The 12,196-nt window shown below is 63.7% G+C and carries 9 protein-coding genes and 1 pseudogene; 8 read left to right on the top strand and 2 right to left on the bottom strand.

Annotated features, from left to right (window positions below):
- Nucleotides 1–143: 143 nt before the first annotated feature.
- A pseudogene (locus RA19_RS09410) lies at nt 144–1,298 on the top strand (tetratricopeptide repeat-containing sulfotransferase family protein); the annotation flags it as partial.
- A 212-nt stretch (nt 1,299–1,510) separates the two neighbouring features.
- Here RA19_RS09410 and RA19_RS27370 read toward each other — a convergent pair.
- Complete coding sequence (locus tag RA19_RS27370; protein ID WP_082020499.1) at nt 1,511–2,296, bottom strand: 23S rRNA (adenine(2030)-N(6))-methyltransferase RlmJ; 786 nt, start codon at nt 2,294–2,296, stop codon at nt 1,511–1,513.
- Nucleotides 2,297–2,416: 120 nt separating this feature from the next.
- Here RA19_RS27370 and RA19_RS09400 point away from each other — a divergent pair, with 120 nt between their 5' ends.
- The 7 genes from RA19_RS09400 to RA19_RS09370 all read left to right on the top strand — a co-directional run bounded on the left by RA19_RS09400 (nt 2,417) and on the right by RA19_RS09370 (nt 10,023).
- On the top strand, nt 2,417–3,199 hold the full coding sequence (locus RA19_RS09400; protein ID WP_039161939.1) for a hypothetical protein: 783 nt from the start codon (nt 2,417–2,419) through the stop codon (nt 3,197–3,199).
- 228 nt (nt 3,200–3,427) lie between these two features.
- On the top strand, nt 3,428–4,474 hold the full coding sequence (locus RA19_RS09395; protein WP_039134955.1) for a rod shape-determining protein: 1,047 nt from the start codon (nt 3,428–3,430) through the stop codon (nt 4,472–4,474).
- A gap of 33 nt (nt 4,475–4,507) precedes the next feature.
- A complete protein-coding gene (gene mreC / locus RA19_RS09390) occupies nt 4,508–5,449 on the top strand; it encodes a rod shape-determining protein MreC (protein ID WP_039161937.1) in 942 nt (313 codons plus the stop codon).
- Nucleotides 5,442–5,981 carry a hypothetical protein gene (locus RA19_RS09385; protein WP_039161935.1) on the top strand — a complete coding sequence of 180 codons (540 nt, stop codon included), beginning with the start codon at nt 5,442–5,444 and terminating at the stop codon, nt 5,979–5,981. Before mreC ends, RA19_RS09385 begins: the two co-directional genes overlap by 8 nt.
- A complete protein-coding gene (mrdA, locus tag RA19_RS09380; protein ID WP_039161933.1) occupies nt 5,978–7,924 on the top strand; it encodes a penicillin-binding protein 2 in 1,947 nt (648 codons plus the stop codon). The genes RA19_RS09385 and mrdA overlap by 4 nt, the downstream gene beginning before the upstream one ends.
- Nucleotides 7,921–9,072: a rod shape-determining protein RodA gene (rodA, locus tag RA19_RS09375; RefSeq protein WP_039161931.1), complete on the top strand. Its 1,152-nt coding sequence runs from the start codon at nt 7,921–7,923 to the stop codon at nt 9,070–9,072. Before mrdA ends, rodA begins: the two co-directional genes overlap by 4 nt.
- An 18-nt stretch (nt 9,073–9,090) precedes the next feature.
- Nucleotides 9,091–10,023, top strand: coding sequence for a 2-hydroxyacid dehydrogenase (locus RA19_RS09370; RefSeq protein ID WP_039161928.1), 933 nt, complete (start codon nt 9,091–9,093; stop codon nt 10,021–10,023).
- Between the two features lie 127 nt (nt 10,024–10,150).
- Here the strand turns inward: RA19_RS09370 and RA19_RS09365 are convergent, their stop codons facing one another.
- A complete protein-coding gene (locus RA19_RS09365; protein ID WP_039161927.1) occupies nt 10,151–12,166 on the bottom strand; it encodes a M3 family metallopeptidase in 2,016 nt (671 codons plus the stop codon).
- Nucleotides 12,167–12,196 lie beyond the last annotated feature (30 nt).

Raw genomic sequence — 12,196 nt, 5'->3', positions numbered from 1 at the left:
GAAGTAACCTCGCATCAACCAATATGGGGCAAATTTTGCAGAAATTTTGCTGACTCGAAGCACTGGAGAATCTAGTGACCACAAACGCCCCGCTGCTGCCAAAGGTTGAGACTTCCAATCCCCTGGATCAGGCCGATCTGCTCATGAGAACGCGGAAGTTTTCCGAAGCTCTGGCGCTGTTGCAGCAATTGGCCGAGGCGGACCCTCAGAACCCGGCCGTGCTCCATGCGCTGTCTGACTGCTACAGTGAAATGGGTCTGGTCAGCCAAAGCCTGTTTGTGCTGGATACGCTTTGCGAAACCTGGCCCGAGGATCTGAACGCGAGGGGCAAGGCAGGAATGATCCGGCTTTCCATGGGCGACAAAAAGGCTGCAAGTGCGGCGTTCCGCAAGGTGCTGGAAGCCTCCCCCATGTCGGCGCCTGCCCTGGTTGCCCTGAACCTGGTTGAGACCTTTGCCGCCAGCAGCCCGGAGGCTGCAAGGCTCAGACAGCTGGCGGGCTCACCGGATCTGCCTCAAGGGGTAAGGGCCGCGGTCTGCAATGCTATCGGGCAAATCGAAGATGCTGCCGGCAACGCCGCCACAGCAATGCGCTTTTTCGCAGAAGCCAAGGCGGAAACACCCGGAAGCTACCCCCTGGCGGAATACGACAAAATGGTCGCGGAACAGCGGCAGGCCTTTTTCCCTGGCAGTTTCGCCGAAGCGCGCGCAGAAGGCTCAGCGCAGCGCTTTGCTTTTGTCACCGGGCTGCCGCGCTCAGGCACTACGCTGCTGGAGGCGATGCTGGGCCGGCATCCGGAGATCGGCAGTATCGGCGAGAACCCCGGCCTTGGCCAGGCGCTGATCACCGCGCGGCAGCTGGTGCAGGAGGATGCGCCGCTGACCAGCCACTGGCATTGGACCAAACACGCCACCGAGGCAGATCTGACGGCGCTGCGCAGCATGTTCCTGCAGATGAACGTGCCCGGCGCGCTGCGCAGCCGCTCCGTCATTGTCGACAAGCAGCCGCAGAACTCCTTCAACCTGGGTTTCGCCCGGATGATCCTGCCCGATGCCAAGTTTATCTTTATGATGCGGCACCCGCTGGATGTGGGGCTGTCGGCCTTCTCCAAGGATTTTGCGGAAGGCCAGGCATTTTCAAAAAGGCTGGAGTGGATCGGGCATCAGATCCGCACCGTCTATGCATCGCTGGATGACTACCTGCCCAAACTCGGCAACCGCCTGCGGCTGCAGTCCTACCGGGCCCTGGTTGAGCAGCCGGAGCAGCAGCTGCGCCAAATCCTCGATCATCTGGACCTGGAATGGAACCCGGCCTGCCTGCGCCCGGAAGATTACTCCGGCGCGGTCAATACCGCATCACTGGTGCAGATCCGTGAAGGCATCAACACCAAGGGTCTGGGCAAATGGAAACGCTACAAAACTGAACTGGCGCCGCTGGTTGACGCCCTCGGCGGCTGGGACTGGATCCGGGAATGGGAACAGCGGGATGCCGCCTTGTGCAGCACAAAGGCCTACAAGGCTTCGAGCACCTTCTCCAGCCTTGCCGCCTCGGCTTCAGCCCCGAATGGCGCATTGACCACAAACATGCCGGAGCCCACCATCCTGTGGCCGTCGCGGGCGGGCGGGAACCTGGCTTCGCTGCGCAGCGCACCTGGCAGCGCCAGCGCCTCCAGCGCGTCCAGCATCGGAGCATGAGAGCCATCCTGCAGGATCGGATACCACAGCGCAATGACGCCCACATTCCACTTCCGGTGCAGGCGGCTGATAATGCCTGGGATGCGGGTGTAATCTGATTTGATCTCATAGCTCGGATCGATCAGCATCAATCCCCGGCGCGGCGTCGGCGGCGCCAGGGACATGGCCAGTTCGAAACCGTCCTGCTTGTGCACCTGTGCTTTCCAGGGCTTCAGCGCGGCCTGAAGGGCGGCGTGCTCCTGCGGATGCAGCTCGGCAAAATGCATCGCATCGCCGGGGCGCAGCAGTGAAGCCGCAATCAGCGGCGAGCCCGGATAAGCGGCCGGCCCATGCTGCCTACGGGTCTCCGAGAGCGCCTGGTGCAGCGGGTGGCCTTCGGCCAGCAGCTGCCCGGAGAGGACCCGGGTGATGCCTTGTTCTGCTTCACCGGTCTTGACCGCCTCGGGTGCGTCCAGCTGATAAAGGCCGCGGCCCGCATGGGTCTCGATATAGCTGAGCGGCTTGTCCTTGCGGGTAAGATACGCAAGCATCCACGCAAGCAGCGCATGCTTCTGAACGTCAGCCAGATTTCCGGCGTGATAAATGTGCTGATAGGAAAGCATGGCGCCTCCTCTAGCGGTATTTGCTGTGCGGCGGAAGAGGGGGCGGCCGCGGGATAAACGGAATCTCAATCCGTACCGGTCAGACTGCCTGCGTTCCACCTTTGCAGAATGCAGGTCCCTATGCCCCTCAGAACGAGCGCCGTTGCCTTTGTCCTCACCTGCCTGGCCCTGCTGCTGTGCGCCGCGGCCGCGGTGAGCGCTCAGGGCTACTCCCTGGTCGGCAGCCAGTTTTTCCTGCATCAGGCGTCAGCCCCGCAGCCCGGACCGGCATCGGAAACCGCACCGCAGGCAATCGCCAACCTGCTGCCCGATACGCTGCCCGGGACAGACCCCGGGCGCGGCGCTGTTTCGCTCGACCCTGGCGCCGCCAGCCTGTTCCGCGGCCGCAGCGGCGGCAGTCTCTTTGCGCCGGTTCTGCGGGCACCGCCCAGCGTCAAGCAGCTGTTTGACCTGATTGCCAGCGCCGAGGCCGGCAAGGCGCAGTACGACGCCGTGCAATATGGCGCCAAGCGCAAACCGCCGAAGAAACCGACCCAGATGACCATTGCCGAGATCAATGCCTGGATTGATGCGACCCCCGGCCAGCCCCATGCCATCGGCCGCTACCAGATGATCCCCGCAACCCTTCGCCGGCTGGTCAAGCACCAGGGCGTCAAACCGCAGACCCGTTTCTCGCCAGAGCTGCAGGACCAGCTGGCGCATCAGCTGGTTGAAGAAGCAGGCTACAGCGCGTTTCTGCAAGGGGAGATGCCGCGCAAGACCTTCATGCTCAACCTGGCCAAGATCTGGGCCGGCCTGCCGACGTCCAGCGGCAAATCTTATTACGAGGGCTATGCCGGCAACAGCGCCAGCTTGACCTGGGGTCACTTCAAAGCGGAGATGCAGCGGATTTTCCCGAGCTGACAGGCCATTTCCGCGCTGCCGCGGCCCCGCGCCGCCCGCTATTGCGCAGGACGCTCCGGAACAGCGGGTGAACGTGCCACGCCGATGACCTCACGGACTGGCGGAAAGGCGCTGTTTCACCATAATACGCCCTTTCGCGGCCCCCTCCTGCCGCTTATAAGGTTTGCGACGCGGCTTCCTTGGAGTCGCCGCACAGAACTACGGCAGCTTTCACAGGATCCCTTCTATATGGCGCTTTTCGGAAACTTGGGCGGCCTGTTCTCGTCGGACATGGCCATCGACCTCGGCACAGCCAACACGCTGGTCTATGTCAAAGGCCGCGGCGTGATCCTGTCCGAGCCGTCGGTGGTTGCCTATCACGTCAAGGACGGCGTCAAGAAAGTGCTGGCGGTTGGCGAAGACGCCAAGCTGATGCTGGGCCGCACCCCCGGTTCGATCGAGGCGATCCGGCCGATGCGCGAAGGTGTGATTGCCGACTTCGATACTGCCGAAGAGATGATCAAGCACTTCATCCGCAAGGTGCACAAACGCTCGACCTTCTCGAAGCCCAAGATCATCGTCTGTGTGCCCCACGGCGCCACCCCGGTTGAAAAACGTGCCATCCGCCAGTCGGTTCTGTCTGCCGGCGCCCGACGCGCCGGGCTGATTGCCGAACCGATTGCCGCGGCCATCGGTGCAGGCATGCCGATTACCGACCCGACTGGCAACATGGTGGTCGACATCGGCGGCGGCACCACCGAGGTGGCGGTTCTGTCACTGGGCGACATCGTCTATGCCCGTTCGGTCCGGGTGGGCGGCGACCGTATGGATGAGGCGATTATCTCCTATCTGCGCCGCCAGCAAAACCTGCTGGTCGGGGAAGCCACCGCCGAGCGCATCAAGACCTCGATCGGCACCGCCCGGATGCCCGACGACGGCCGCGGCCAGTCGATGCAGATCCGCGGCCGCGACCTGCTGAACGGGGTGCCGAAGGAGATCGAGATTTCCCAGGCCCAGGTGGCTGAGGCGCTGGCCGAGCCGGTGCAGCAGATCTGCGAGGCGGTGATGACCGCGCTTGAGACCACCCCGCCGGACCTCGCTGCCGACATTGTCGACCGCGGCGTGATGCTGACCGGCGGCGGCGCCTTGCTGGGCGATCTGGATCTGGCCCTGCGCGAGCAGACCGGCCTGGCGGTTTCGATTGCCGACGAAAGCCTGAACTGCGTGGCGCTTGGCACCGGCAAGGCGCTGGAGTTCGAAAAGCAGCTGGCCCACGCCATCGACTACGACAGCTAAACCCCGGTCCGCAAAGCGGCTGAAGGGAGAGACGTGGCAAAGGACAAGTCACAGCACGACGATTACGCCACCCCGCTGCGGCGCTTGCTGACGGTGGTGCTGTGCCTGTTCCTGTTTGCTGTTTTCATCGTCTGGCGGATTGACAGCCCGCGGGTGGAGCGCTTCAGGGCGCAGGTGGTGGACCGTGTGGTGCCCAGCATGGATTGGGCGATGGTGCCGGTCACTGCCGCGATCAACCTGGTCCGCGATTTTCAAAGCTATCAGCGGCTGGCTGAGCAAAACCGAGAGCTGCGCAGCGAGCTGCGGCAGATGCGGGCCTGGAAAGAGGCTGCATTGCAGCTGGAACAGGAAAACGCCCGGCTTCTGGACCTCAACAACGTGCGGCTCGATCCGCAGCTCACCTATATCACCGGGGTGGTGATGGCCGACAGCGGCTCGCCGTTCCGGCAATCGGTGCTGCTGAATGTGGGCAGCCGCGACGGGGTGCATGACGGCTGGGCGGCAATGGACGGCATCGGCCTGGTCGGCCGGATTTCCGGTACCGGGCGCGATACCGCGCGGGTGATCCTGCTGACCGACGCTGCCAGTGCAGTGCCCGCCACCATCCAGCCCTCGGGGCAGACCGCGCTGGTCACCGGCGACAACAACGCGGCCCCTTTGCTGAGCTTTTTGGAAAACCCGGACCTGGTGCGCCCGGGCGACCGGGTGATTTCCTCCGGTGATGGCTCGGTGTTTCCCGCCGGGCTGCTGATCGGCCAAGTGGCCAAGGACCGCTCCGGCCGGATGCGGGTTCGCCTGTCGGCTGACTACGAGCGGCTGGAATTCCTGCGGGTGCTGCGCCATCACGGCACCCAAGTAATCCAGGACCCCGGCGGGCTGGTCGGCGCACTGCCCGGCGATCCGGTGCCGCAGCCGCGGCCCGAGGGGCTGGGAGCAGACAGCGCCGAGAGCCCGGCTGAGGCCGGCAATGGCTAACACGTCGCCCGCGCGGATCTGGACCATGCGCCTGGCCTTTCCAGGCCTGGCGCTGCTGATCATGTTTTTTCACCTGCTGCCGCTCGACACTGCGCCGCGGTTCTGGGCGCCGCCGGATTTCCTGCTGCTGCTGGCCATGGCCTGGTCGCTGCGGCGGCCGGACTTTGTGCCCGCCCTATCGATTGCCCTGGTGATGCTGCTGGCCGATCTGCTTTTTCTGCGTCCGCCCGGCCTGCTGGCGCTGCTCACAGTGCTCGGCTGCGGGCTCCTGAAAGCGCGCGCTGCACCGCACCGCGAAAGCACCTTTGCCAGCGAGTGGCTGACAGTGGCGCTGGTGCTCACTGGCATTGCCACGCTGAACCGGCTGGTGCTGGTGCTGTTCGGCGTGGAACAAGCACCGATCAGCCTGACTGTGATCCAGATTGTGATGACGATCCTTGCCTATCCGCTGGCGGTTTGGGTCAGCCAGACTATTCTGGGCGTGCGCAAACTGTCTCCTGCCGAGGCCGAAACCCTGGTGAGCCGCCGATGAAACGCAATTCCAAGGATACCGATGCCTCTCATGGCAGAATGACCCGGCGGGCGCTGTTCCTGGGCGGGCTGCAGCTGGCCTTTGCCGGCGGTCTGGCAGCCCGGATGCGCTATCTGCAGGTGGATCAGGCCGATGAATTCCGCCTGCTGGCCGAGGAGAACCGGATCAACATCCGCCTGTTGCCGCCCGCGCGCGGACAGATCTTTGACCGCAACGGGCTGATCATCGCGCAGAACTCGCCTTCTTACCGAATCACCGTGGTGCCCGAGGATGCCGGCGACGTGGAAGAGGTGATTGCCAAACTCTCGAACCTGCTGCCGCTGGATCCCGAGGACCTGGAGCGCGCCCGTACCGAAATGCGCCGCTCGCCGCCGTTCCTCCCGATCACACTGGCCGACCGGATCGGCTGGGAGGATATCTCCAAAGTGGCGGTGAACGCCCCTGCCCTGCCCGGCGTCACGCCCGAGGTCGGCCTCACCCGTGTCTACCCGCAGCTTGGTGATTTTGCCCATGTGGTGGGCTATGTCGGCCCGGTCTCGGACTATGACCTGAGCAAGATGGAAGACCCCGAGCCGGTGCTGCTGATCCCGCGTTTCCAGATCGGCAAGGTGGGGTTTGAGGCCAAGCGCGAGGATGTGCTGCGCGGCAAGGCCGGCGCCAAGCGGGTGGAGGTCAACGCCACCGGCCGGGTGATGCGTGAGCTGGACCGGCGCGAGGGGATCTCGGGTGCGGACATGCAGCTGACCATTGACGCCGGGCTGCAGAATTATGTGCAGGCGCGGCTGGGCCGGGAAAGCGCCGCAGCGGTCGTGATCGACTGCGAGGACGGCGACATCCGCGCGATCTGCTCCTCGCCTAGTTTCGACCCTAACCTGTTTGTGCGTGGCATCTCGGTGGCCGACTACCGGATGCTGACCGAGGACAACTACCGCCCGCTGTCCAACAAGACCGTGCAAGGCACCTACCCGCCCGGCTCCACCTTCAAGATGATCACCGCGCTGGCGGCGCTGGAGGAAGGCGTGGTCGGGCCGGAAGAAACCGTCTGGTGCCCCGGTTATCTGAAAGTCGCCGGCCGCCGCTTTCACTGCTGGAAACGGGCCGGCCACGGGCATGTGGATCTGAACGCTTCGCTGAAGAGGTCGTGCGACGTTTATTACTACGACGTGGCGATCAAAACCGGGATCGACAAGATCTCGGCAATGGCCAACAAATTCGGCCTCGGCATCAAACACGACCTGCCGATGTCGGCGGTGGCGCAGGGGATCACCCCGACCAAAGAGTGGAAAGAGCGCTCCTACGGCAAGGACTGGCTGGTCGGCGATACTGCGAACGTCTCGATCGGCCAGGGCTTTATGCTGGCCTCCCCCTTGCAGCTGGCGGTAATGACCGCCCGGATCGCCACCGGCCGCAGCGTCACCCCGCGGCTGCTGAAAACGCTTGATGGCGTCGAGCAGCCGAACGGCGCGGGCGAGCCCTTGGGCGTCAGCGAAAACAACCTGCGCATGGTGCGCAAGGGCATGTATTCGGTCAGCAACGACCGCCGCGGCACCGCCTACCGGTCGCGCATCATCGGCGACGGCATGCGGATGGCAGGCAAGACCGGTACCAGCCAGGTGCGCAACATCACCGCCGCCGAGCGCGCGGCGGGTGTGATCCGCAACGAGGACCTGCCCTGGGAACGCCGCGACCACGCGCTGTTCGTGAGCTTTGCTCCCTATGACAACCCTAAATACGCAGTGGCTGTGGTCGTCGAACACGGCGGCGGCGGCTCCAAGGCGGCCGCGCCGATTGCCCGCGACGTGATGCTGCAGGCGCTTTACGATGGCACCCCGCCGCTGGAGGCCTACCCCAAGGCCGACCGCAGCCGCATCAAGGCGCAGCAGGAGCGGCTGGAGCGCGAAAGGGTCAAGCGCCCGCTGGGCAGCCGGAGCAGCCGCGCATGAGCTATCTTGAGTATCACGCCAAATCCACGCCCTCCGGCTTCCGCAAGATCCTCTACCTGAACTGGGGCCTGCTGCTGCTGCTGATCACCGTTTCCGGCGTCGGCTTCCTGATGCTTTACTCGGTCGCGGGCGGGTCTTTCAGTCCCTGGGTTGAACCGCAGGTGAAGCGCTTTGCCCTGGGCCTCGGCGTCATGTTCGTGGTGGCGATGATCCCGATCTGGTTCTGGCGCAATGTTTCAGTGCTGGCCTATCTGGGCTCTCTCGGCCTTTTGGTCGCGGTGGAACTGTTCGGCACCGTCGGCATGGGCGCGCAGCGCTGGATCGACATTGGTTTCATGCGGCTGCAGCCCTCGGAGGTCACCAAAATCGCCCTGGTGATGCTGCTGGCTGCCTATTACGACTGGCTGCCCGCGGAGAAAACCTCGCGGCCCCTGTGGGTGCTGCTGCCGGTGGCTCTGATCCTGATCCCGACCGCGCTGGTGTTGAAGCAACCGGACCTTGGCACCTCGATCCTGCTGATGGCAGCGGGTGGCGGGGTGATGTTTCTGGCCGGTGTCCACTGGGCCTATTTCGCCGCAGTGATTGCCGCCGGCGTCGGGCTGGTCAGCGCCGTGTTCCAAAGCCGCGGTACCGAATGGCAACTGTTGAAAGACTATCAGTTCCGCCGCATCGACACGTTTCTGGACCCCTCGCAGGATCCGCTTGGCGCAGGCTACCACATCACCCAGTCCAAGATCGCACTGGGGTCAGGCGGCTGGTCCGGGCGCGGCTTCATGCAGGGGACGCAATCGCGGCTGAATTTCCTGCCGGAAAAACACACCGACTTCATCTTTACCACCCTGGCGGAGGAATTCGGCTTTATCGGCGGCTTCACCCTTCTGTTCATCTATATGCTGATCATTCTGTTCTGCATTGCCTCGGCCATTGCCACCAAAGACCGGTTCTCCTCGCTGGTGATCCTCGGCATCGCCATCACCTTCTTCCTGTTCTTTGCCGTGAACATGTCGATGGTGATGGGCCTGGCACCGGTGGTTGGCGTGCCGCTGCCGATGGTGTCCTATGGCGGTTCGGCAATGCTGGTGCTTTTGGGCGCCTTCGGCATTGTTCAAAGCGCCAACATCCACCGCCCGCGGCAATCCTCACGCTAAGAAATTCAGGGAGTTTTCATGACCGTCAATGTGCTGTTTGCAGGCCGCCCGGACGGCTGGCCAACCTATGAGCCGCTGTTGAAGGCGGAGCTGGCCCGGCTGGGCGTCGACGCAGATCTGCGCAACGAATTCGCACCAGAAGAAGTAGATTACATTGTCTACGCCCCCAGCGGGCCAGTCAGCGATTTCACCCCTTTCACCCGGTTGAAAGCAATCCTGAGCATGTGGGCCGGTGTTGAAAAAATCGTGCCTGTGGCTCCCGCCAATGTACCGCTCACCCGGATGGTCGACACCGGTCTGGAGCAAGGCATGACCGAATGGGTGGTGGGCCATACGCTGCGCTATCACCTGGGCATGGACATGCAGATCCATGGGTTGCAGGGCCGCTGGCACCGCCACATCCCGCCTCTGGCCAAGGATCGCCACGTGACGGTGCTGGGTCTGGGCGCGCTTGGAACCGCCTCAGCTAAGGCGCTGGCAGCACTTGGGTTCCAGGTTTCCGGCTGGAGCCGGACGCAAAAGGATGTCGAAGGCGTCACTTGCTTTGCCGGAGCCGAAGGTCTGCAGGCGGCGCTGGCGCGGGCGGAAATCGTGATACTGCTGCTGCCGGACACGCCCGCCACCGAGAACACGCTGAATGCGCAAACGCTGGCCATGCTGCCCAAGGGTGCCAGGATCATCAACCCGGGCCGCGGACCGCTGATTGATGACGAGGCGCTTCTGGCGGCGCTGGACAGCGGCCAGGCAGGCCACGCAACTCTGGACGTGTTCCGTGTTGAGCCGCTGCCGCCGGAGCATCCCTATTGGGCGCATCCCAATGTGACGGTGACTCCGCATATCGCCTCGGAAACCCGGGAAAGCACGGCTGCGGAAGTGATCGCCGAAAACATCCGCCGCGGCGAGGCCGGCGAGCCGCTCTTGCACTTGGTCGACCGCAGCCTCGGCTATTAGGGGCTTCGCCCCTTGCGCTTGGCAAGCGCTCACCCCAGGGTATTGCGGACCAGAAAGAAGCTAGAGTTTTCTGCTTCTTTCTGGTCCCAAATACCCATTTCCAAGACACCGCCCAGCGGGACGCCTGCTATTCTGCAGCCAGGCCGCGGCCTTTCAGCAGCGCTTCGACCCCAGGCAAGCGGCCGCGGAAAGCGGTGTAGAGCTCTGCGGGGTCCACAGAGCCGCCAGTGGAGAGGATATGCTCCTCCAGCGCTTTGGCGCGCTCTGAATCAAAGGCACCGCCTGCCTCTTCAAATGCTGCAAAAGCGTCGGCATCCATCACCTCGGACCACATGTAGCTGTAGTAGCCCGAGGAGTAGCCGTCACCGGCAAAGACATGGGCGAAATGCGGGGTGGCGTGGCGCATGATGATGGCGCGGGGCATACCGAGCTCTGCCAGCACCTCGGCCTGTTTTGCCATCGGGTCGGCCGGTGCGGCTCCGTCATGGAAAGCGAGATCGACCAGCGCGGAGGCCACATATTCCACCGTCTGGAAACCCATGTCGAAATTGGCCGCGCCCAGCACTTTCTCCAGCATCTCCTGCGGCATCGGTTCGCCTGTTTCTGCGTGGGTTGCAAACTCGTGCAGCACGTCCGGTACTTCCAGCCAGTGCTCATAAAGCTGGCTCGGAAGTTCTACGAAGTCGCGTGCCACAGAGGTGCCCGAGATGCTTTCATAGGTCACGTTGGACAGCATCTGATGCAGCGCGTGGCCAAACTCGTGGAACAGGGTGCGGGCGTCGTCCCAGGACAGAAGCGCCGGGTCTCCCTTGGCGAAATTGCAGACGTTGATCACCACCGGTGCCTGCACCTCAGGGAATTTCGCCTGCTGCCGCATCGCCGAGCACCAGGCGCCGGATCGTTTGGAGCCGCGCGCGAAATAGTCGCCGATGAAGACCGCCACATGCTGTCCGTTCCGGGTCACCTCCCAGGCGCGGCAGTCGGGGTGGTAGAGCGGCACATCCAGCGGTGCAAACTCCAGCCCGAACAGACGGTTGGCGCAGGCAAAGCTGGCCTCGATCATCCGGTCAAGCTGCAGGTAGGGTTTCAGCGCTGCTTCATCCAGGTCATGCTCGGCCTTGCGGCGTTTTTCGGCATAGTAGCGCCAGTCCCAGGGCTCCAAATCGCCGTTGATGCCATCCTCCTGCATCATGGCCGTCAGCACCTGGGCATCCGCATCGGCGCGGGTCTTGGCCGGCCCCCAGACGTCCATCAAGAGGCCGCGCACCGCCTCCGGCGTCTTAGCCATTTCGGTTTCCAGCTTGTAGGCTGCGAAATTCTTATAGCCCAGAAGCTGTGCGCGCTCCGCCCGCAAGGCCAGAATCTCAGCTGCAATAGCGCGATTGTCAGTATCCCCGCCATTGGCGCCGCGGGCAGCCCAGGCGTTGAAGGCTTTCTCGCGCAGATCGCGGCGCGGGGAGAACTGCAGAAACGGGGTAATCAGCGAGCGGGACAGGGTAACCACCGGGCCATCCTTGCCCTTCTCCTCGCCGGCCGCGCGGGCAGCACTCACCACAAATTCCGGCAGGCCTTCCAGGTCATCCTCGGTGAGTTCCAAGAACCACTCACGCTCGTCCGCCAGCAGGTTCTGAGTGAACTCAGTGCCGAGCGTCGCCAGACGCCCTTTGATCTTCTGCATCCGCGTGTCAGCTTCGCCCTCCAGCGCCGCGCCGCCGCGGACAAAGCCGCGGTGGGTGAGCATCAGAACGCGCTGCTGCTCGTCCGTGAGGTCCAGGTCTTCGCGCTGCTCCCAGACCGCCTTGACCCGGGCATAAAGCGCCTTGTTGGCAGTGATGGCGGAGAAATGCGCAGCAAGCTTGGGGGAAAATTCCCGCTGCAGTTCTTCCCGCTTAGGATTGCTGTCTGCGCCAGCCACGGTGAAAAACACGCCCAGCACCTGCTCCAGCGCGCGGCACGGGGTTTCCAGGGCTTCGATCACATTGGCAAAGCCTGGCGCCTCGGTGCTGCCGGCAATGGCGTCGATCTGCGCGTTGTGGTCCTGCAGCGCCTGCTCCAGCGCAGGTGCGAAATCGTCATCGGAAATGGATGCAAACGGGGCAATTTCAAACGGCGTGTCCCAGCGGGACAGAAGCGGATTGGACATATACGGGTCTCCTTTGCCGGGAACGCTAAC

Origin of the sequence: Leisingera sp. ANG-M1 (genome assembly GCF_000813745.1) — a bacterium.
Taxonomy (GTDB): Bacteria; Pseudomonadota; Alphaproteobacteria; order Rhodobacterales; family Rhodobacteraceae; genus Leisingera.
The sequence above is the reverse complement of the archived record's forward strand: the minus strand, read 5'-3'. Positions and strand labels throughout refer to the sequence as shown.